This window comes from Limnohabitans sp. (assembly GCF_036804465.1).
Lineage (GTDB): Bacteria > Pseudomonadota > Gammaproteobacteria > Burkholderiales > Burkholderiaceae_C > Limnohabitans.
In genome coordinates this window covers 109256-130163 of the sequence record NZ_DAIRSK010000006.1, presented here as the reverse complement: position 1 = coordinate 130163, position 20908 = coordinate 109256, and the positions used below count along the sequence as shown (strand labels likewise).

Here is a 20908-nt window from a genome sequence, read left to right as displayed (position 1 = left end):
GGTTATTACTGTGTTTGGGGCCGTCGTCTGGATGATCGCTTCGCATGGTTTGTGTGACGTCAGAATTGGGTCAGCTATCCCGCTGATAGTTGCGCGGCGCAATGCTCAGTCAGGGCATTGGAAGTTAATCGTCTAAGGAGACAACACACATGGCAACGATAGAAGCAAATCGCCCAATGTCGGCGGAAGAGAAGAAGGTGATCTTCGCCTCTTCACTGGGTACCGTTTTCGAGTGGTACGACTTTTACCTGTATGGTTCACTCGCTGCAATTATTGCGAAGCAGTTCTTCAGCGGCTTGGATGAAGGCTCTGCGTTCATTTTTGCGTTGTTGGCCTTTGCTGCCGGCTTCATCGTGCGCCCGTTTGGTGCGATCATCTTCGGCCGTTTGGGCGACATGATTGGCCGCAAGTACACCTTCTTGGTGACCATCCTGATCATGGGTGTGTCCACCTTCATTGTGGGTATCTTGCCCAACTACGCCAGCATTGGTGTGGCCGCGCCCGTGATCCTGATTTGCTTGCGTTTGCTGCAAGGTCTGGCTTTGGGCGGTGAGTACGGCGGTGCCGCGACTTACGTGGCTGAACACTCGCCTGCTGGTCAGCGTGGTGCCTACACAGCTTGGATTCAAACCACTGCAACCTTGGGCTTGTTCCTGTCGTTGATGGTGATTTTGGGTACACGTACCGCCATCGGCGAAGAGGCCTTTGCCGATTGGGGCTGGCGCGTGCCGTTCCTGGTGTCGGTGATCATGTTGGTGATCTCTGTCTACATCCGCTTGTCGATGAACGAGTCACCTGCTTTCGTGAAAATGAAGGCCGAAGGTAAAACATCCAAGGCACCTTTGACCGAGGCCTTTGGTCAATGGAAAAACCTGAAGATCGTGATCTTGGCCTTGTTCGGCTTGGTCGCTGGTCAAGCGGTGGTCTGGTACTCGGGTCAGTTCTACGCTTTGTTCTTCTTGACACAAGCGCTGAAAGTGGACGGCGCGACAGCCAACATCATGGTTGCGATTTCACTGATCATTGGCACACCGTTCTTTGTGATTTTCGGCACCTTGTCTGACAAGATTGGCCGCAAACCTCTGATCATGTTGGGCTGTTTGTTGGCTGTGCTGACTTACTTCCCTGTGTTCGAAGCTCTCACCAAGGCTGCTAACCCAGACTTGTATGCGGCACAACAAAAGAACAAAGTGATCGTCACCTCTGATCCTGCGGAATGTTCATTCCAGTTCAACCCCACAGGTACTTTGAAGTTCACCAGCTCATGTGATATCGCCAAGCAAGTGTTGGCGTCTAGTTCTGTGAGCTACGACAACGTGGTGGGTGCGCCTGGTACAACTGCCAGCATCAAGATTGGCGAAACAGAAATCACCGGCTACAGCGCCAAGGGCTTGCCAGCTGACGAAGCCAAAGCCAAGTCTGCCGAATTCCGCAAGGCCGTGGCTGAAACTTTGAAGACTGCAGGTTACCCTGCCAAAGCCGACATGACCAAGTTTGACAAAGTTACGGTGGTCATTATCTTGACCTACTTGGTGATCTTGGTGACCATGGTTTACGGCCCTATCGCCGCGATGTTGGTGGAGTTGTTCCCAACCCGTATCCGTTACACATCCATGTCTTTGCCTTATCACATCGGTAACGGCTGGTTCGGCGGCTTGATGCCCACGACAGCTTTTGCGATCGTGGCGCAAACCGGCAATATGTACAACGGCTTGTGGTACCCCATCATCATTGCTGGTATGACTTTCGTCATCGGCATGATCTTTGTTCGCGAAACCAAAGACGTGGACATCTACGCTGACGACTAATTTGTAAGCTACCCAGGGTGACCTGGGTGCTACATTCAAGCCCTCCCTCGTGGAGGGCTTTTTACTGATATCGGAGGTTTGATATGTTGAAAATTTTTGTGGGTTTTGTGATCTTTGCGGCCTTGGCCATGTTTGTGATCATGAAAGGTGGGGACAGCTTGGACATGAGTGGCGAAAAGCACGGCGCGGATGCGGTGCATGCGCCTGCTGAAGCTGCTTCTGTTGCGGCATCCACTGCCTCAGGTGCATCGGCTGACGCTTCTGCTGCCAAGTAATTTTTAGTTACCTCGCGCAGTCAAAACGCCACGGCTAGTCCGTGGCGTTTTGCTTGGTGCGGGAGATTCATGTTGCATATGAATGCTTATGTTTCGCAATGCCCCGATGCATCTGTGGGCCCGTGCGACTCTCTAAAATATTTGCCACACTCCCAAAGGCTCCCGCCATGACAGGCACCATCCGCATCCGTGGCGCACGCCAGCACAACCTCAAAAACCTAGACCTCGACATTCGCACCGGCGAACTGACGGTGGTCACCGGCCCCAGTGGCTCTGGCAAATCGAGTTTGGTGTTTGACACCCTGTACGCCGAAGGCCAGCGCCGTTATGTGGAAACCTTCAGCGCTTACGCCCGCCAGTTCTTAGACCGCATGGACCGCCCCGCTGTGGACAAGGTCGAAGGCGTGCCACCTGCGATTGCGATTGACCAATCCAACCCCGTGCGCAGCTCGCGCTCCACCGTGGGCACGATGACCGAGCTCAACGACCACTTGAAGCTGCTCATCGCCCGCGCTGGCCAATTGTTTGACCGCCAAACTGCGCAACCCGTGCAGCACGACACACCGCAAACCATTTATGCCGAACTGCAACGCCGCTGCGCTGCGTTGCCCCAAGACCCGCGCCTCATCATGACCTTCCCCGTGGAGTTGCCCGCCAACACCACGGCCGCAGAAGTCGAACAGTGGCTCAGCGCCAGCGGCTTCACCCGCATTCACGCCGAGCGCGAAGTGGCCACGCCCACGGGTCCGCGCAAATTGTTGGATGTGGTGGCCGACCGTTTCAAGCTCGGCAACACCGAACAAGCCCGCGTGTTGGAAGCGATTGAGCTGGCTATCAAACGTGGCGGTGGCCGACTCAATGTGTATTGGGAGGAGTCGGGGTCGGCATCGGGGTCTGACCCCATTTTTTCCTTGTGGCGTTTCTCCACGGGCCTGCATTGCCCCGACAGCGACTTGCGTTACAGCGACCCCATCCCATCGATGTTCTCGTTCAACTCGGCAGTCGGCGCCTGCGACACCTGCCGTGGTTTTGGCCGCGTCATTGGCGTGGACTACGGACTGGTGATTCCCAACGACAAACTCACCTTGCGTGCGGGCGCCATCAAAACGATCCAAACCCCCGCATGGGTAGAGACGCAAGAAGACCTCATGCGTCACGCGGAAGCCGAAGGCATCCCGCGTGACACACCTTGGTACAAGCTGAGCCAAGAGCACAAAGACTGGGTCATCCACGGCTCGCCCTTGTGGAAAGGCAAGTGGAACCACCAGTGGTACGGCGTCAAACGATTCTTCGAATACTTAGAAACCAAGTCCTACAAGATGCACATCCGTGTGCTGCTGTCCAAGTACCGCAGTTACACACCCTGCGGCACTTGCGCTGGCGCACGTTTGAAGACCGACAGCTTGCTGTGGCGCATCGGCAGCAAAGCCAACGCCGATGCCGTGTTGTTGCCTGCCAAGCGTTTCATGCCCCAAGGCGTGCGATGGACGCGTGCGCAACTCGAGGCCATGCCCGGGCTGTGTCTGCATGACTTGATGCTCTTGCCCCTCGACAAGCTGCACCAGTTCTTCAACGCCACAGAAGTCGACGTCGCTGGACCCGATGCGCAAGCCCTGCATTTGCTGATGGACGAAATTCGCACCCGCTTGAAATACCTCAGCGATGTGGGCATTGGCTACCTCACCCTTGACCGCCAAAGCCGCACGCTGAGCGGCGGCGAGGTGCAACGCATCAACCTCACCACAGCACTCGGTACATCCTTGGTCAACACCTTGTTCGTGTTGGACGAACCCAGCATCGGTTTGCATCCGCGCGACATGAACCGCATCAATGAAGCCATGCTTCGCTTGCGCAACGCGGGCAACACCTTGGTGGTGGTAGAGCACGACCCCGCGGTGATGATGTGTGCTGACCGCATCATCGACATGGGCCCAGGCCCTGGCGTCAAAGGCGGACAAATTGTGTTTGACGGCACTACCGAGGCCTTAAAGTCGGCCGATACCTTGACGGGTGCTTATTTGGGTGCACGCAAAACGATTGGCTTAGGCCTCAAGCGTGTGGTCACTGACAACACGCCGCGTTTGATTTTGGAAGGCGCACGCGAGCACAACCTGCACAACCTGAACATCGAGTTTCCGCTGCAACGCTTGGTGTGCATCACGGGTGTCAGCGGCTCGGGCAAGTCCACACTGATTCAAGACATCCTCACGCCCGCCTTGTTGCGCCACTTCGGTCGCGCCACCGAAACGCCAGGCGCGCACGACCGTTTGCTGGGCGCAGACTACCTCAGCGATGTGGTGTTTGTGGACCAATCCCCTATCGGCAAAACCGCACGCTCCAACCCCGCCAGCTACGTAGGCGCGTGGGACGCCGTGCGCGAAATTTTTGCGGTGGCACCCTTATCTAAACAGCGTGGCTACACCGCCTCCAAGTTCAGTTTCAACAGCGGCGATGGACGCTGCCCCACATGCGGCGGTTCAGGCTTTGAACACGTAGAAATGCAGTTCTTGAGTGATGTGTATTTGCGTTGCCAAGACTGCAACGGCCAACGTTACCGCCCAGAGATCCTAGAAGTCCGCATCGAGCGCGACATTCGTGGCGTGGCTGCGGGGGCGGCGGCGCAGCGACACTCTGAGCGCAGCGAAGAGGAGCAAGTCGTTGCCCCCGCAGCCGCGACACGAATCACCCTCAACGTAGCAGATGTGTTGGAACTCACCGTCGGTGAAGCGTTAGAAATTTTTGCCAACGACCGCGAAGTAGTCCGTACTTTGCAGCCCATCGTCGATGTGGGCTTGGACTATGTGAAGCTCGGCCAACCTGTACCGACATTGAGCGGCGGAGAAGCCCAACGTTTGAAGCTGGCTGGTTTCTTGGCTGAAGCCGCCAAGGCCAAAACATCGAGCCGGCAATCGCTTGCCAAAAAGGGCGTGCTCTTCATGTTTGACGAGCCCACCACGGGCCTGCACTTTGACGACATTGCCAAGCTCATGCGTGCCATGCGCCGTTTGCTAGAAGACGGCAACTCACTCATCGTCATTGAGCACAACTTGGATGTGATACGAGCCAGCGATTGGTTGATTGACCTCGGCCCCGAAGGCGGTGAGGCGGGGGGCTTGTTGGTGGCCGAGGGCACGCCCGAAGAGGTGCGCTTGCACCCCAGCTCACACACCGGTAAGGCCCTGCGCGACTACGCCGCGTCGATGGGCGTGGTCTACGAGATTGATGGAGAAAAAGCCTCTGCAGGGCTGCTGGCCGCTGAAGGTGCAGCTCTGTTTGCCAAGGCCGCGCGCGGCGTTTCAGTGGCCGATGGTGCGATTCAAATCATCAACGCCAAAGAGCACAACCTCAAGAGTCTGAGCGTCAACATTCCGCGTGGCAAGTTCAACGTTATCACCGGCGTGTCGGGCTCGGGCAAGTCCACGCTCGCGTTTGACATTTTGTTCAACGAGGGCCAGCGACGATATTTGGAAAGCCTCAACGCCTACGCCCGCAGCATCGTGCAACCAGCGGGCCGCCCCGAGGTGGATGCGGTGTACGGCATTCCTCCCACGGTGGCGATTGAGCAGCGCCTCAGCCGCGGCGGCCGAAAGTCCACCGTGGGCACGACCACAGAGGTCTGGCACTTTTTGCGCTTGTTGTACGTCAAGCTCGGTACACAGCATTGCACGCACGACGGTGCAGCAGTGCAGCCGCAAACGGCCGAGCGCATTGCCGCACAACTGATGCGCGAGTTCAAAGGTCAGCACATTGGCCTGATGAGCCCGCTGGTGATGAACCGCAAAGGTGTGTACACCGAGCTGGCTGATTGGGCGCGTCCACGCGGCTACACGCACTTGCGTGTGGATGGTCACTTTTTACCCACCAACGGCTTTGCGCGTTTGGACCGTTTCAAAGAACACACCATCGAGCTGCCAGTGGCCAGCCTTGAGGTGTCCGCGCAAAACGAGGCCGCGTTGCGCCAAGCGCTGGCGACCGCGCTTGAACACGGCAAAGGCGTGGTGCATGTGTTGAGCCAACTTGACGGCTTGCGTGAGGCGATGCAAGCCAAGGCTGATACCAACAGCATTGGCCGCTTGGATGTGTATTCCACTAAACGTGCCTGCCCAGTGTGCGATACCTCGTATGCCGAACTGGACCCGCGTTTGTTTTCCTACAACAGCAAACACGGCTGGTGTCCGGACTGTGTGGGCACAGGCGTGAAGCTGAACAAAGACCAACGCCAAGTGTTGGACGACTCGGTGCGCGACGACAAAGACAAAGGCAGAGAGCAAACCTTTGCTGAGCCTGATGTTGACGATTTGGTGGATGTGGCGTGCCCGACCTGCGAAGGCACGCGACTCAACGTGACAGCACGTGCTGTCAAGTTTGCAGGCGTGGGCATCACCGACATTGCACGCTTGAGTGTGACCGACATTCGCAAGTGGGTGGACAAGCTTGCCATGACAGGCCGCGATGCTGACATCGCGCGCGATCTGCTGCCAGAAATCAAAAGCCGTTTGGAGTTCTTGGAACAAGTCGGTTTGAACTACCTCACGCTCGACCGTGGCGCGCCCACGCTCAGCGGGGGGGAGGCGCAGCGCATTCGCTTGGCGGCGCAGTTGGGTAGCAACTTGCAAGGCGTGTGCTATGTGCTGGACGAACCAACCATTGGTTTGCATGCGCGTGACAACCAAATTTTGTTGAATGCCTTGCATTTGCTCAGCGACAAGGGCAACACCCTGGTGGTGGTGGAGCACGACGAAGACACGATTCGACGGGCCGACCACATCATCGACATTGGGCCGAGCGCGGGCAAGCGGGGCGGGCGGTTGATGGCTGAAGGTTCGGTGAAGGACATCACGGATCAAGCCGAATCGCAAACGGGGCGCTACTTGTTGCATGCGATGCGGCATCCGTTGCAAGCGCGACGAGCGGTTGCGTCTTTCGCTGCGGAGGACGGTGTATTGCCGGGTTCCTCATGCGGCAAGCCAAAATCGTCACCCGGCAACACACCATCCTCCTCCGAGGGCTTGGTGCTGAACTGGCTGTCGCTCGAAGGGGCTTCTCTGCACAACTTGAACGACGTGAGTGTGGACATCCCACTCAAGCGTTTGGTGGCGGTGACGGGTGTTTCGGGCTCGGGCAAGTCCACGCTGGCGCGTGATGTGCTTTTGCACAACGTGGCGGCTGCGGTGGCGCAGCGTTCTACTCAGGCGGGTCGCAAACTTGACGACGAAGGCACGCATCCGGCATGGGTGGGCTGCACGGGCTTGGACGGTTATCAAACCATTGACCGCGTGTTGGAAGTTGACCAAACACCGATTGGCAAAACACCGCGTTCATGCCCCGCGACCTACATTGGGTTTTGGGACACGATTCGCAAATTGTTTGCCGAAACGCTGGAAGCCAAAGCACGCGGCTATGGGGCGGGTCGCTTTAGTTTCAACACCGGTGAGGGCCGTTGCCACACCTGCGAGGGCCAAGGCCTGCGCACGATTGAGATGAGCTTTTTGCCCGATGTGAAAGTGCCTTGCGAGACCTGTCGCGGCGCACGCTTTAACCCCGAAACTTTGGCGGTGAGCTGGCGTGGCAAAAGCATTGGCGATGTGTTGCAAATGGAAGTGGACGAGGCGGTGGAATTCTTCGCCACCATGCCCAACATCGCGCACCCCTTGCAACTACTCAAGGATGTGGGTTTGGGCTATCTCACGCTGGGTCAGCCTTCCCCTACGCTCAGTGGTGGCGAGGCGCAGCGCATCAAGCTGGTCACCGAGCTGAGCAAGGTGCGTGACGACGTGACCCGCCGAGGCAACAAAGCACCGCACACACTGTATGTTTTGGACGAGCCCACAGTGGGCTTGCACATGGCCGATGTGGACAAACTCATTCGCGTGTTGCACCGCCTGGTCGATGGCGGTCACAGCGTGGTGGTGATTGAGCACGACCTGGATGTGATTGCCGAAGCGGACTGGATCATTGACCTCGGACCTGAAGGCGGTGACGGCGGCGGCTTGATTGTGGCGGCCGATACGCCAGAGGCAGTGGTGGCTTTGGGGACGCACACGGGGGTCGCTTTGAAGTCAGTGTTGGCGCGAGTTTGACCATGCCATCGCTGAAAAATCTGTTGTCTCAACGCAGTTTTGTGCGCTTCATGGGCGCTCGCTTTTTGGTGGTCACGGCCAACCAAATGTTGATGGTGGCCTTGGCTTGGCACATGTATGACCTGACCAATAGTGCGTGGGACTTGGGCTTGGTCGGTTTGCTGCAGTTTGTGCCTGCCTTGTTGCTGACGCTGCCAGCGGGTCATGTGGCCGACCGTGTGCACCGCGCACGTTTGTTTGCGCTGTGTGTGCTGATTCAGGCCTCGGTCTCAGCTTGGCTGGTCTGGGCCACGCTGGGAGAGTTTGTCAGCCGAGATTTGATTTTTTTCTTGTCCGTCGTGCTGGGTGCGACGCGGGCTTTTCAGATGCCTGCGCAGCAAGCCTTGATTGCCACCCTGCTGCCGCCATCCATGATGCAACGCGGTGCGGCTTTGAGTTCGAGTGCGCTGCAAGCGGGCACCATTGGCGGACCTGCGCTGGGGGGCTTGCTTTATGCGCATGGCGCTTTGACCGTGTATGCCACCTGTGTAGGCATGATGTTGGTCTCGGTTGTGCTGACATTGCTTGTTCGCTACGTGCATCAAAAAACACAAGAGGTTGTGACTTGGGAGTCTGTCCTAGCGGGCGTGACCTTTGTGCGGCATAACAAGATTTTGTTAGGCGCGACCACCTTGGATTTGTTTGCAGTGTTGCTGGGTGGTGCCACAGCCCTGTTGCCCATCTACGCGCGTGACATTTTGCACACAGGTCCTGAAGGATTAGGGTTGTTGCGTGCTGCCCCTGCCGTGGGTGCGTTGGTGATGTCATTTGTCATGTTGCGTTGGCCTTTGCAACGCCATGTGGGCTACAGCCTATTGGGTTCGGTGGCGGTATTTGGTGTGGCTACCGTGGTGTTTGGTTTGTCAGAAAGCTTTGGTTTATCGCTGTTGGCCTTGGCCGTGACGGGAGCAGCCGACAACATCAGTGTGGTGACCCGAGTGACGTTGATGCAGCTGCAAACGCCTGATGAGATTCGTGGCCGCGTCGCCGCCGTGAATTCAATTTTCATTGGCGCTTCCAACCAGCTCGGTGAGTTTGAGTCGGGCGCTGTGGCCGCGTTGTGGGGGCCCGTCGTGTCGGTGGTGAGCGGTGGTGTGGGCACCGTGCTGGTCGCAGCTTCTTGGATCAAGCTGTTTCCAACCTTGGCGCGCAGAGACCGCATGCAGTGATGGTGCAGCCGAGTGGATGGACTGACGAGGTGACGAACCAAACCATCACCCAGCCGTCGACAACGCCAACCCCGCATGCTCGCGCAGCGGATGAAAATGAATCTTTGGAAACCGCTCTTGCGCGAGTCGCACGTCATAGGGCGAGGTGCACAAATACGCCAAGGTGTTGGCCGCATCCAAGGCCATGCGCTGTGGATAGGCGTAGTTGAACTCGCGCAACTCGGCAGGCGTATCGGCTGTGATCCAACGCGCACCGGTGTACTGACAGCTCTCTAACTTGACGTCACAGTCGTATTCGGCTTTCAAGCGGTGTTGCACCACCTCAAACTGCAGTTGGCCCACAGCACCTAGCAGCATCGCGCCGCCGGCTTCGGGTTTGAACACCTGAATCGCGCCTTCTTCGCCCAGTTGGTCTAGGCCTTGTTGCAGTTGTTTGGTGCGCAAAGGGTTTTTCAAAATCACCGTCATAAACAGTTCAGGCGCAAAGAAGGGCAAGCCCGTGAATTGCAGCGCAGGACCGTCGGTGATGGTGTCGCCCAGCTGGACGCCGCCGTGGGTGGTGAAGCCGATGATGTCGCCCGCATAGGCCTCTTCTACGGCTTCGCGGCGTTGCGACATGAAGGTCACCACGCTGGTGGGGCGCAATTCTTTGGCGGTGCGTTGCACCTTGAGTTTCATGCCTGGCGTGAACTTGCCCGAGGCCACGCGCACAAAGGCAATGCGGTCGCGGTGGTTGGCATCCATATTGGCCTGCACTTTGAACACCACGCCTGCGAAACCTTCGTCTTCAGGTTGAATCGTTTTCTCGACCGCTTGTTTGTTCACCACCAAGTGGCTCAAGCGAGGGCGGGGTGCTGGCGCGAGGTCAACCAAAGCGTCAAGCACCTCCATCACACCAAAGTTGTTCACGCCCGAGCCAAAGAACACGGGGGTTTGTTTACCCGCCAAAAAGGCTTCCTTGTCAAACTTGGGCGATGCGCCGGTGGCCAGTTCCATGCTTTCCATGGCAGTGACCCACTCAGCGCCAAAGCGTTCTGCCAACTGTGCTTGCTGTGCGAGAGGGTGGGTTTCAAAGTCTTGCGGCAAGCGTTCAGAGCCCGAGTCAAACACGGTCATGGCTTGGGTGCGCAAATTGATGATGCCGCCAAACAACTTGCCTTGACCCACAGGCCACGTCATGGGCACGCAAGGCATGCCCAGTTCGCGTTCCACTTCGTCCAAGATGTCGAGCGGGTCGCGCACTTCGCGGTCCATCTTGTTGACAAACGTGATGATAGGCGTGTCACGCTGGCGGCAGACCTCAATCAAACGGCGTGTTTGCGCTTCCACACCGTTGGCGGCATCAATCACCATCAGGGCCGAGTCCACCGCGGTGAGCACGCGGTAGGTGTCTTCGCTGAAGTCTTTGTGGCCGGGGGTGTCGAGCAGGTTGATGACGTGGTCGCGATACAGCATTTGCATGACCGATGAGGCCACCGAAATGCCACGTTGCTTTTCAATCTCCATCCAGTCTGAGGTGGCGTGTCGACTGGCTTTGCGGCCTTTCACGGCTCCCGCGATTTGAATCGCACCCGAAAACAGCAACAGCTTTTCGGTCAGCGTGGTTTTGCCCGCGTCAGGGTGGGAAATGATGGCAAAGGTGCGACGGCGCCGCACTTCGTTTAAAAAAGAGCTCATGGGCTTTAAAAAGGGGGGAGGAATGCCTAAAAACAGCACTCAAGGGGGGAATCATAGCGCTGAGGCCGTGGCAAAGCGGGGTTTTTAGAACTTCGTCTAAAATCTGTGTTATCCGAGGAGCGCTGCAGCCTGCGGACCTGCAACAGGTCTATTCATCAGGCGAGGCTCGGGTTTCCAACCGCGCTCACCCACTGTCAACGTGAGGTGAGCACCTCGTGATTCTTCATGATGCTTCTTGCGCCCTGACATTGGTCTGACCCACTGTTTGGAGTATTTATTCATGAACGCTGTTCTTAAAACCAACGTCGCCGCGGATTACATCGTGGCCGACATGTCTTTGGCCGCTTGGGGGCGCAAAGAAATCAAAGTCGCCGAAACCGAAATGCCTGGCTTGATGGCCATTCGCGAAGAGTTCGCCAAAGCGCAGCCCCTCAAAGGCGCACGCGTGACGGGCTCGTTGCACATGACCATTCAAACGGCCGTGCTGATCGAAACCTTGAAGTCTTTGGGTGCTGACGTGCGCTGGGCTTCTTGCAACATCTACTCAACCCAAGACCATGCCGCTGCTGCGATTGCCGAAGCGGGTATTCCTGTGTTCGCCACCAAAGGCGAAACCTTGGCCGAGTACTGGGACTACACCCACCGCATTTTCGAATTCGGCGCGGCCGGAACCGAAGGCGAAGGCCCCAACATGATCTTGGACGACGGCGGCGACGCCACGTTGTTGATGCACTTGGGCAAACGCGCTGAAACCGACGCTTCGTTGATCGCCAATCCCAGCAGCGAAGAAGAAACGTGTTTGTTCGACGCCATCAAAGCCAAGTTGGCCGTGGACCCCACTTGGTACAGCCGCAAAGGTGCGCACATCATTGGTGTGACCGAAGAGACCACCACCGGCGTGTTGCGCTTGAACGAAATGGCCGCCAAGGGCAGCCTGATGTTCCGCGCCATCAACGTGAACGACTCTGTGACCAAGAGCAAGTTTGACAACCTGTACGGCTGCCGCGAATCGTTGGTGGACTCCATCAAGCGCGCCACCGACGTGATGATCGCTGGCAAAGTGGCTGTTGTAGCCGGCTATGGCGATGTGGGCAAAGGTTCTGCCCAAGCCCTGCGCGCTTTGAGCGCCCAAGTGTGGGTGACCGAGATCGACCCTATCAACGCACTGCAAGCCGCGATGGAAGGCTACAAAATCGTGACCATGGAATACGCCGCTGACAAGTGCGACATCTTTGTGTCGGCCACGGGCAACAAAAACGTGATCCGCTATGAACACATGGCCGCCATGAAAGACGAAGCCATTGTCTGCAACATCGGTCACTTCGACAACGAAATCGACGTCGCTTCTCTAGAAAAGTTGCAGTGGGACGAGATCAAGCCGCAAGTCGACCACGTCATTTTCCCTGATGGCAAAAAGATCACCCTCTTGGCCAAAGGCCGTTTGGTGAATTTGGGTTGTGCCACGGGCCACCCCAGTTTTGTGATGAGCGCTAGCTTTGCGAACCAAACGATCGCCCAGATCGAGTTGTTCACCAAGCAAGACCAGTACGAATCTGGCAAGGTCTATGTGCTGCCAAAGCACCTGGATGAAAAAGTGGCACGTTTGCACCTCGAAAAAGTCGGCGCCATGCTGACGGTGTTGAGCGACGAGCAAGCGGCCTACATCGGTGTGTCAAAGGCCGGTCCCTACAAAGCCGACACTTACCGCTACTAAGCCCTTGCATTTCATTGCATTGCATTGATGCGGGCTGATCAGTTGCTTCTCGACCGAGGGTTGGCCGCTTCGCGCTCTCAAGCGCAGCGGCTGATTACCTCGGGCGTGGAGTGGCGGTTGGGGACCAAGCTGTGGCAACGCGTGACCAAGAATGGTGATGAGTTGCCGCTGCCCAGCGAGTTGCGCTTGTTGGACACCGCCGAGACACGTTATGTGTCTCGCGGCGGTTTGAAGTTAGAGGGTGCGTTGCTCTGCAGCGGACTTTCGGTGCAAGGTTGGCGCTGCCTCGATGTGGGGCAAAGCACCGGTGGCTTTACCGATTGCTTGTTGCAGCAAGGCGCTGCGCAAGTGGTGGGCTTGGATGTGGGGCATGGCCAGTTGCATCCGCGTTTGCGCGACGATGCGCGTGTGGTGTGTGTCGAACGCATCAATGCCCGCGAACTGCAAGCCGACGATGTGCGTGTGCCAGATGCTGCAATGGGCTTTGATTTGTTGGTGGGTGATGTGTCGTTCATCTCACTCACCCTGGTGTTACCTGCTGTGTTGCCCATGATGAAAAAGGGCGGCGCGCTGCTGATGTTGGTCAAGCCGCAGTTTGAATTGCAGCCCAGCGACATTGGCAAAGGCGGCTTGGTCAAGGACGAAGCCAGCTATGTGCAGGTACAAACGCGTTTGCGCGAGGCCTGTGCAGCATTGCATTTAGAGGTGTTGGGCTACTGGCCCAGCGCCATTGCCGGTGGCGATGGCAACCACGAGTTTTGGATTGGTGCGCGTCACGCGTGATGCGCCTACAAGTGAGACAGAGATGACCCCAAACAACAGCTTGAGCATTGAATTTTTCCCTCCCAAAACGCCAGAGGGTGCGCACAAGTTGCGCGCGGTGCGCCAAGCGCTGTACCCGCTCAAGCCTCAGTTTTGCTCGGTCACTTTCGGTGCGGGGGGATCGACCCAAGCCGGCACGATCTCAACCTTGAAAGAAATTTTGGGCGAGGGCATGTCGGCCGCCTCGCACTTTTCGTGCATCGGTGCCACGCGCGACAGCGTGCGTCAACAGTTGGCCGAATTCAAGGCCATGGGCGTCAAGCGTTTGGTGGCCTTGCGGGGTGACTTGCCCAGTGGTTACGGCGCGGGCGGAGAGTTTCATTACGCCAGCGATTTGGTCGCGTTTATTCGCGCCGAGACGGGCGATGACTTTGGCATCGAAGTGGCGGCCTATCCAGAGATTCACCCACAAGCCAAATCGGCCGAGGCCGACTTGCAAGCTTTTGCCACCAAGGTCAAGGCGGGCGCTGATTCGGCCATCACCCAGTATTTTTACAACAGCGATGCGTATTTTCGATTTTTAGAAGATGCGGACAAACTGGGCGTGCACATTCCTGTGGTGCCCGGCATCATGCCGATCACCAGTTCGTCGCAGCTGCTGCGTTTTTCTGATGCGTGTGGCGCAGAGATCCCACGTTGGATTCGCTTGCGCTTGCAGGGCTATGGCGACGACATCGCGTCCATCAAGGCATTTGGCTTAGAGGTCGTCACCGACCTCTGCGATCAGTTGCGTGCTGGCGGAGCGCCTGGGCTGCACTTCTACAGCATGAACCAAAGTGCCAGCACCTTAGAGATTTGTAAAAACCTTGGCTTGACCACCTAACGCCCCATGGCTTGATCTGCGTCAAACACCTTGGTGCCAAGGCTTGATCGCGGTCAATGTCTTGCTTGCTTGATCGCTGTGAAATCAACAGCACGGGAATAGACCCGAGTTCAAGAAAGCAAACAATGAAAAAAATTCTCATCGCCGCCGCTGTCGGTATGTTGGTCGCTGGTTCTGTCGCCGCTCAGGAAAGTCCATGGTTGGTCCGTGCTCGTGCGGCCCACTTGAACATGGCGAACACCAACAACACAAATGTTGCAGATTTGAGCGTGAACGACAAAACCATTCCCGAAGTGGATATCAGCTATTTCTTTACCAAGAACCTTGCTGCGGAATTGATTCTGACGGTTCCCCAATCGCAAACTGTGCATGTGGGTGCAACAGATGTGGGGATGTTCAAACACTTGCCACCTACCTTGACAATGCAATACCACTTCACAGACCTTCAAGGTTTTAAGCCATATGTGGGAGCGGGCATCAACTACACAAAAATCAGCTCGGTTGATTTGAGCCGTGCAGCAACAGCATTAGGTGTCAACAGCGTCAGCTTGGACAACCACAGTTTTGGTTTTGCATACCAAGTCGGCGTGGATATTCCTCTGGACAAGCAATGGTCAATTAACCTGGATGTGAAAAAGATTTATTTGAAGAGTGATGTTTATGCCAACGGCGTGAGTCAAGGCACTTTGAAACTCGACCCTGTCTTGGTGGGTGTCGGCGTTGGCTATCGCTTCTAAGCAACAGCAAGAACTAAAAAAAACCCCGATCGCACAGAGCGATCGGGGTTTTGCTGTGTAGACGCAAGTTTGCAAAACTGACTTTGCAAACTCGGTTTACTTAGTGCATGCTAATGCCTTGAGAAGTAGTACCGTCAAAGCTTGGGAAGCGGACGTTCTCCACCAGATCCTGAACTTCTTGCTCAGGCTCCTTGGTCAGCAGAGACACAATGATGATCACTGCAAAACCCAGTGGCACACCAAAGATACCGGCTGAGATGGGGGCAATGTCCCACCAGGTGTTGGCCTTCAAGATTTCAGGTGTCAGTGATCCCTCATGGAACAAGCCGTACATCCAGGGATGGGTCTTGACCATGTAGTAGAACGAGATGCCCAAACCAGCCACCATACCCAACGAAGCGCCCCATTTGTTGGCACGCTTCCAGAAGATGCCCAGCGTCAACGCAGGGAAGAAGGCTGCTGCTGCAAACGAGAAAGCCGCAGACACCAAGAACAAAATGTCCGCCATCCGCAAAGATGCGACATAAGCAGCGGCCAAGGCTACGAACACCAAAATAACTTTGGAGATCGCCACCCGACGGCTGGGCGAGGCATTGGGGTCAATCACTTTGTAGTACAGGTCGTGCGACATGGCGTTGGCAATGGTCAGCAGCAGGCCATCGGCCGTGGACAAGGCCGCAGCCAAACCACCCGCCGCCACCAAACCCGAAATCACAAACGGCAAGCCGCCGATTTCAGGGGTAGCCAACACCACAATGTCACCGCCCAAGCGGATTTCAGCGAGCTGCAAGATGCCATCTTTGTTGATGTCAGCCACCGCCATCAGCGTGGGATCCACCACGTTCCAGCGTGCAATCCATCCCGGCAACTGGTCCATCGGCGTGCCGACCAACAGTGTGTAGATGTCAAACTTGACCAACACCGCCAAGGCGGGCGCTGTGAAGTACAACAAAGAGATAAAGAACAGCGACCAAGCCACCGACTCGCGCGCTTCACGCACCGAAGGCACGGTGTAAAAGCGCATCAGAATGTGCGGCAATGCGGCTGTACCAATCATCAAACAGAACACCAAGGCCAAGAAATTCTTGCGTGCAATATCTCGGGCGGGTTCATCTTTGCCAGGGAATGGCTCAGCATGGCGCAGGGGTGGGGCTGCACGTGCCGTGTTGGTGGTGCGAGCAGCGGTATAAGCCGCTTTGGCAGCCGCTTCATCTTTGGGTAGTCCATTCAAAGCAGTTTCAGCGGCCTTGATCTCAGCTGCTGGTGCGTTGGCGGCCTTCAGCTCATCCAGCTTTTTCGTGGCGGCTTCTCTGTCAGCGGCCATGGATGCAGGCACATCTTTCAGCTTTTCAGCGGCTGCATCAGCACGTGCTTTGAAGATCCCGCGAACTTCGAGTTCTTTGGGGTCTTTCAGCAGTTGTTCTTCTTTGGCCGAGACTTTTTCAAGCAGGTAGCCATATGAGATCTGGGGCACTGGATTGCTGGTGTGTTTGACCGACAACCAAACCACGGGGATCATGTAAGCGACGATCAAGATCAGGTACTGCGCCACCTGGGTCCACGTCACAGCGCGCATACCGCCCAGGAATGAACAGACCAAGATACCGGCCAAGCCCACATAAACACCCACATCAAAAGACAAACCCGTCATGCGGGCTGTGATCAAGCCCACGCCAAAGATCTGCGCCACCACATAGACAAAGGACACCAAGATGGCTGCAAAGATACCAATGATGCGTGCCATATTGCCGCCGTAGCGCGCGCCCAAAAAGTCGGGAATGGTGAACTGACCAAATTTGCGCAAGTAAGGCGCCAAGAACAAGGCCACCAAACAGTAACCGCCAGTCCAGCCCAAAATGAAGGCCAGACCGCCGTAACCGGTCAGGTACAGCGTACCGGCCATACCGATGAAGGACGCCGCAGACATCCAGTCAGAGCCGGTGGCCATGCCGTTGTAGATGGCGGGCACGCGGCGGCCGGCCACATAGTATTCGGCCGCGTCGTTGGTGCGACTCATAACACCAATGCCCGCATACAAGAGCACGGTGGCCGCCAAGAAGGCGTAGCCAATGTAGTCTTTAGGCAGGCCAATTTGCTCAAGCACGGCAAGCGCAATGACGAAGGCCGCAAAGCCCCCGCCGTACATGATAAAAACTTTGTTCAGAGATTGCTGAAACTGGCCCTGGGTTTGGCCTTCCCCTCCAAATACACTCATGCTTCTTCTCCTTCTGAAACGCCATATTCCTTGTCAAGGTTGTTCATGTAGCGGGCGTAGTACCAAATAATCAGGCAGTAGATGATCAGGGCGCCTTGTCCGGCCACCCAAAATGAAAAAGGCCACCCAAAAAAGGTGAACGTCAAATCACGCGCAAAAAACAAAAGTACAAAGGTCACAAAAAACCACAAGGCAAGCAAAAGCCCAGTAATTCTTAAGTTTTTGCTCCAGTATTCCTGGTGCCTTGCAGTGAGCTGCATCTTGATCTCCTTTTGGTTAAAAAACTACCGACTGACAAACTTGACTTTTAGGCACCCTTTGTGACTTTTGTTCTCATGCAGAGCCGCTTAATTTCAGCCCTGTTTCCCGTTCCAGTTGAGCGGCCACTTTGGGCTCGAAACCCTTCAGGTGTCGCATCACCGCTAAAGCTTCTTCGGGTTGGCGCAACTCCATGTGAACGCGTGCCATTTGGTACCAAGCGAAGGGGCTCATCGATTGCAGTTCTGTGTTGCGCTTGAAGGCCGCCAAGGATTCTTCAAATCGTTGCTGCCGCACCAGCACCAAGCCCAAGCCATACCAGGCGCGGTCAAATTTGTCATCGATCTGAATGGCGGCTTTGAATGCCAGTTCAGCTTGCTGGCTTCGTCCTAGCTCTTCGCATACAAATCCCACATTGAAATGGGCATTGGCGTTGTGCGGTGTTTGAACCAGTGCGCGTTCAAAGTAGTCCAAGGCCTGAGTAAAACGTTGGAGACTCAACTCTTGGTACCCAAGGCTGTTGAGCGCTAAAGGATCTGCCGGATTGATAGCGAGAATTTCTTGAAAAACACCATGGGCTTTGGCTCGCAAACCCACCACCAACAACGCCTTGGCCTTGAATTTCAACCACAGGCATCTGTTGCGAATAGCGGGGCTGGGGCTGGCCGGTGAAATGTGGGTGTTTACTGACATGCTGCAATTCCCAATTCGAGGCACATTTCAATTTTCATTTGCACCACCACAACCCAAGCAATCGTGAGCCAACTGCTTGCGGCTAGGGGGATGTGCTGGTCAAGTATCAGTTTGGGGCTAACTCTGCGAGTGATCCAAAGTGCGGGTTTGGACGCCACATCCAGCAATTGCCAAAAAACATTGTTGTCGCGATTGGGTCCTGCCAACAGTCCTAGCAAAAATCGCCCAACAATGAACATCAGCGAAAGCTCGATCAGACTTTTAACAATTACGACAGCAAGCAACATAGAACTTTCTTGATCCAAATCCTTAAGTGCTTAAATTCTTACAAAATTACTTGCCGCTTACAAACCAGACAAAAGCCCTTATTTATTTCAGGTAAATTGCTTTTTTGTTCGTTTTTTTGCGTTTCTCATTGGAGGAATGGCGTGTTACAGCCAAACAACTTCAAAAAGTTGGCGCGGGCGGAATTTTTTTTTGGACTGTAATTAAGGGAAAGTACTGTGGAGTATTTCCCTTATTTTTTGCTTGTTGATAACCAGTTTCTGTCTGCTGCAGGAAACACAATTTCAACCATCAGTGGATTTTTGGTCATTCCTGCTGACGAGGTGTGGCTTCAATTAGATTAGCCGCCCGATTCCACCGTCCAGCCGCGGCCTGGGCCGCGCGCCAAGGCTTCTTCCACCACGGGCAATGCTTCGTTCAACAAAGGCTTGAGGGCAAAAGGCGGGTTGACGATGAACATGCCGCTGGCGCTCAGGCCCGTGTCGTTGCCGCCGGTTTTGCGGCCAATCGCCAACGTGGCATGTAGCCATGGTTTTTTGACTTGGCTGCACAGGCCTTTGAGCTTGCGGGGCAAATCATGCGCTTCGGGGCGCGCAATGATGGGGTACCACACCATGTAGGTGCCTGTGGCAAAGCGCTTCAAACTGTCTTGAATGCAATCGAGCACGCGGTAATAGTCGTTTTTGAGCTCGTAGCTGGGGTCAATCAGCACACAGGTGCGTCGTGAGCCAGCGCTTGATACCGGCGGTGGCAACAAGGCCTTGAGTGACTCAAAACCATCTGCGCGTGTCACGCTGATGGTGCGGCCTGCCTCCAACTGCTGCACGTTGCCCACCAAGGACTTGTGGTCGGTGGGGTGCAATTCAAACAGCTTCAGGCGGTCACGTGCTTCGTGGCGCAACAGCTTGTGGATGATGAAAGGCGAGCCCGGGTAAATCTTGGTGCTGCCTTTGGTGTTGAAGCCAGCCACCAACTCTAGGTAGTCGGTCAAGGCGGCGGGGCCTTTGAGATTGAGCAGCTTGAGCACGCCTTCGGCGGCCTCGCCGCTTTTTTCGGCGTAGTCACCGTCCAAGCGGTACAGGCCAGCGCCTGCGTGGGTGTCTACAAACTGAATGCCAGCATCTTTTTGCATCAAATGCTTCAAGGTGGCGATCAAAGTGAGGTGTTTGAGGACGTCGGCGTGGTTTGCGGCGTGAAAAGCGTGGCGATAACTGAACATGGGGGCATGGTAACCCGCCCAATCGCCTTGATTTGGCGATATTTGCGCTAAGCGCTTGATTTTGCTTATAATGTTTGGCTCTGCAGCGTTTGAGTGGTCCCGCGGCAGAGGCTTTGCAAAAAGCACCCCCACCTAAGAGGTTCTCAAGAGAAGAACGCCGACCGTGGAAAAGGACCCTACAAACCAACTCTCCTTTTAGGATTTAACTATGTCTACTTTCAGCGCAAAACCCGCTGACGTGGTGCATGAGTGGTTTGTGATTGACGCCACCGATAAGGTGCTCGGACGAGTAGCCAGCGAAGTTGCTCTCCGTTTACGCGGCAAACACAAAGCCATTTACACACCCCACGTCGATACAGGTGACTTCATCGTCATCATCAACGCTTCCAAGCTCAAGGTCACTGGTACCAAGTCTTTGGACAAGGTGTACTACCGTCACTCGGGTTACCCCGGCGGTATCACAGCGACCAACTTCCGTGACATGCAAGCCAAGCACCCTGGCCGCGCATTCGAGAAGGCCGTCAAGGGCATGTTGCCTAAAGGCCCACTCGGCTACGCCATGATCAAAAAGCTCAAGGTGTATGGCGGTGCTGAGCACCCACACACCGCACAACAGCCTAAAGTGCTGGACATCTAAGGAGCTGAAATGATTGGTGAATGGAACAACGGCACCGGCCGTCGCAAATCAAGCGTCGCTCGCGTGTTTCTCAAAAAAGGCTCCGGCAAAATCACGATCAACGGTAAAGACATCGCCGCCTATTTCGGCCGTCAAACCTCGATCATGATTTCAAAGCAACCCTTGATGCTGACCAACAACGGCGAAGCGTTTGACATTCAAGTCAACGTGCACGGCGGTGGTGAGTCTGGCCAAGCGGGTGCAGTGCGCCACGGCATCACCCGCGCTTTGATCGACTACGACGCAGCTTTGAAGCCCGTCCTGTCACAAGCTGGTTACGTGACGCGCGATGCGCGTGAAGTCGAACGTAAAAAGGTTGGCTTGCATTCTGCTCGTCGCCGCAAGCAGTTCAGCAAGCGTTAATCTGCTTCTCTCTGCCAAAAGCCGCATGGGTTCTCCCTTGCGGCTTTTTTCATGG

Annotated in this window: 16 protein-coding genes and 1 riboswitch; of the genes, 10 read left to right on the top strand and 6 right to left on the bottom strand. The window is 55.8% G+C overall.

Annotation, left to right across the window (positions count from 1 at the left end):
- Positions 1-149: 149 nt before the first annotated feature.
- The 4 genes from V7Q41_RS04845 (at position 150) to V7Q41_RS04830 (ending at position 9371) form a co-directional block, all read left to right on the top strand.
- Positions 150-1808, top strand: coding sequence for an MFS transporter (locus V7Q41_RS04845; protein ID WP_333843514.1), 1659 nt, complete (start codon positions 150-152; stop codon positions 1806-1808).
- A gap of 83 nt (positions 1809-1891) precedes the next feature.
- A complete protein-coding gene (locus tag V7Q41_RS04840; RefSeq protein WP_333843511.1) occupies positions 1892-2083 on the top strand; it encodes a hypothetical protein in 192 nt (63 codons plus the stop codon).
- Positions 2084-2250: 167 nt separating this feature from the next.
- Entirely contained in the window at positions 2251-8163 is a 5913-nt protein-coding gene (locus V7Q41_RS04835; RefSeq protein WP_333843509.1) for an excinuclease ABC subunit UvrA, read from the top strand.
- Positions 8164-8165: 2 nt separating this feature from the next.
- A complete protein-coding gene (locus V7Q41_RS04830) occupies positions 8166-9371 on the top strand; it encodes an MFS transporter (protein ID WP_333843507.1) in 1206 nt (401 codons plus the stop codon).
- Between the two features lie 45 nt (positions 9372-9416).
- Here the strand turns inward: V7Q41_RS04830 and V7Q41_RS04825 are convergent, their stop codons facing one another.
- Complete coding sequence (locus tag V7Q41_RS04825; protein WP_333843505.1) at positions 9417-11048, bottom strand: peptide chain release factor 3; 1632 nt, start codon at positions 11046-11048, stop codon at positions 9417-9419.
- A gap of 108 nt (positions 11049-11156) precedes the next feature.
- A riboswitch (S-adenosyl-L-homocysteine riboswitch) is annotated at positions 11157-11241 on the top strand.
- Positions 11242-11328: 87 nt separating this feature from the next.
- Here V7Q41_RS04825 and ahcY point away from each other — a divergent pair.
- The 4 genes from ahcY to V7Q41_RS04805 all read left to right on the top strand — a co-directional run bounded on the left by ahcY (position 11329) and on the right by V7Q41_RS04805 (position 15144).
- Positions 11329-12762 carry an adenosylhomocysteinase gene (gene ahcY / locus V7Q41_RS04820; protein ID WP_333843503.1) on the top strand — a complete coding sequence of 478 codons (1434 nt, stop codon included), beginning with the start codon at positions 11329-11331 and terminating at the stop codon, positions 12760-12762.
- 27 nt (positions 12763-12789) lie between these two features.
- Positions 12790-13545 (top strand): TlyA family RNA methyltransferase, encoded by a 756-nt coding sequence (locus V7Q41_RS04815; protein WP_333843501.1) that lies wholly within the window; start codon positions 12790-12792, stop codon positions 13543-13545.
- A gap of 22 nt (positions 13546-13567) precedes the next feature.
- The gene (gene metF, locus V7Q41_RS04810) at positions 13568-14407 is read left to right on the top strand and encodes a methylenetetrahydrofolate reductase [NAD(P)H] (RefSeq protein ID WP_333843497.1); all 840 of its coding nucleotides are present in this window, start codon (positions 13568-13570) and stop codon (positions 14405-14407) included.
- A 125-nt stretch (positions 14408-14532) separates the two neighbouring features.
- Positions 14533-15144: an OmpW/AlkL family protein gene (locus tag V7Q41_RS04805; RefSeq protein ID WP_333843495.1), complete on the top strand. Its 612-nt coding sequence runs from the start codon at positions 14533-14535 to the stop codon at positions 15142-15144.
- A gap of 100 nt (positions 15145-15244) precedes the next feature.
- Here the strand turns inward: V7Q41_RS04805 and V7Q41_RS04800 are convergent, their stop codons facing one another.
- The 5 genes from V7Q41_RS04800 to V7Q41_RS04780 all read right to left on the bottom strand — a co-directional run bounded on the left by V7Q41_RS04800 (position 15245) and on the right by V7Q41_RS04780 (position 19814).
- Complete coding sequence (locus V7Q41_RS04800) at positions 15245-17359, bottom strand: VC_2705 family sodium/solute symporter (protein ID WP_333843492.1); 2115 nt, start codon at positions 17357-17359, stop codon at positions 15245-15247.
- Entirely contained in the window at positions 17356-17619 is a 264-nt protein-coding gene (locus tag V7Q41_RS04795) for a DUF4212 domain-containing protein (protein WP_333843489.1), read from the bottom strand. Before V7Q41_RS04795 ends, V7Q41_RS04800 begins: the two co-directional genes overlap by 4 nt.
- A 73-nt stretch (positions 17620-17692) precedes the next feature.
- Complete coding sequence (locus tag V7Q41_RS04790) at positions 17693-18310, bottom strand: tetratricopeptide repeat protein (RefSeq protein ID WP_333843486.1); 618 nt, start codon at positions 18308-18310, stop codon at positions 17693-17695.
- Positions 18301-18597 carry a hypothetical protein gene (locus V7Q41_RS04785; RefSeq protein WP_333843483.1) on the bottom strand — a complete coding sequence of 99 codons (297 nt, stop codon included), beginning with the start codon at positions 18595-18597 and terminating at the stop codon, positions 18301-18303. Before V7Q41_RS04785 ends, V7Q41_RS04790 begins: the two co-directional genes overlap by 10 nt.
- Positions 18598-18935: 338 nt before the next feature.
- On the bottom strand, positions 18936-19814 hold the full coding sequence (locus tag V7Q41_RS04780) for a 23S rRNA (adenine(2030)-N(6))-methyltransferase RlmJ (protein WP_333843481.1): 879 nt from the start codon (positions 19812-19814) through the stop codon (positions 18936-18938).
- 208 nt (positions 19815-20022) lie between these two features.
- On the opposite strand from V7Q41_RS04780, the gene rplM reads away from it, so the two are divergent.
- Both rplM and rpsI read left to right on the top strand, forming a co-directional pair.
- Positions 20023-20451: a 50S ribosomal protein L13 gene (rplM, locus tag V7Q41_RS04775; protein WP_100131731.1), complete on the top strand. Its 429-nt coding sequence runs from the start codon at positions 20023-20025 to the stop codon at positions 20449-20451.
- A gap of 9 nt (positions 20452-20460) precedes the next feature.
- On the top strand, positions 20461-20853 hold the full coding sequence (gene rpsI / locus V7Q41_RS04770) for a 30S ribosomal protein S9 (protein ID WP_104797055.1): 393 nt from the start codon (positions 20461-20463) through the stop codon (positions 20851-20853).
- Positions 20854-20908: the final 55 nt, after the last annotated feature.

What these genes read in the sequence shown, in the direction of transcription:
- V7Q41_RS04845 (WP_333843514.1), top strand. Translation starts at nt 150, where the DNA reads ATGGCAACGATAGAAGCAAATCGCCCAATGTCGGCGGAAGAGAAGAAG.
- V7Q41_RS04840 (WP_333843511.1), top strand. Translation starts at nt 1,892, where the DNA reads ATGTTGAAAATTTTTGTGGGTTTTGTGATCTTTGCGGCCTTGGCCATG.
- V7Q41_RS04835 (WP_333843509.1), top strand. Translation starts at nt 2,251, where the DNA reads ATGACAGGCACCATCCGCATCCGTGGCGCACGCCAGCACAACCTCAAA.
- V7Q41_RS04830 (WP_333843507.1), top strand. Translation starts at nt 8,166, where the DNA reads ATGCCATCGCTGAAAAATCTGTTGTCTCAACGCAGTTTTGTGCGCTTC.
- V7Q41_RS04825 (WP_333843505.1), bottom strand. Translation starts at nt 11,048, where the DNA reads ATGAGCTCTTTTTTAAACGAAGTGCGGCGCCGTCGCACCTTTGCCATC.
- ahcY (WP_333843503.1), top strand. Translation starts at nt 11,329, where the DNA reads ATGAACGCTGTTCTTAAAACCAACGTCGCCGCGGATTACATCGTGGCC.
- V7Q41_RS04815 (WP_333843501.1), top strand. Translation starts at nt 12,790, where the DNA reads ATGCGGGCTGATCAGTTGCTTCTCGACCGAGGGTTGGCCGCTTCGCGC.
- metF (WP_333843497.1), top strand. Translation starts at nt 13,568, where the DNA reads ATGACCCCAAACAACAGCTTGAGCATTGAATTTTTCCCTCCCAAAACG.
- V7Q41_RS04805 (WP_333843495.1), top strand. Translation starts at nt 14,533, where the DNA reads ATGAAAAAAATTCTCATCGCCGCCGCTGTCGGTATGTTGGTCGCTGGT.
- V7Q41_RS04800 (WP_333843492.1), bottom strand. Translation starts at nt 17,359, where the DNA reads ATGAGTGTATTTGGAGGGGAAGGCCAAACCCAGGGCCAGTTTCAGCAA.
- V7Q41_RS04795 (WP_333843489.1), bottom strand. Translation starts at nt 17,619, where the DNA reads ATGCAGCTCACTGCAAGGCACCAGGAATACTGGAGCAAAAACTTAAGA.
- V7Q41_RS04790 (WP_333843486.1), bottom strand. Translation starts at nt 18,310, where the DNA reads ATGTCAGTAAACACCCACATTTCACCGGCCAGCCCCAGCCCCGCTATT.
- V7Q41_RS04785 (WP_333843483.1), bottom strand. Translation starts at nt 18,597, where the DNA reads ATGTTGCTTGCTGTCGTAATTGTTAAAAGTCTGATCGAGCTTTCGCTG.
- V7Q41_RS04780 (WP_333843481.1), bottom strand. Translation starts at nt 19,814, where the DNA reads ATGTTCAGTTATCGCCACGCTTTTCACGCCGCAAACCACGCCGACGTC.
- rplM (WP_100131731.1), top strand. Translation starts at nt 20,023, where the DNA reads ATGTCTACTTTCAGCGCAAAACCCGCTGACGTGGTGCATGAGTGGTTT.
- rpsI (WP_104797055.1), top strand. Translation starts at nt 20,461, where the DNA reads ATGATTGGTGAATGGAACAACGGCACCGGCCGTCGCAAATCAAGCGTC.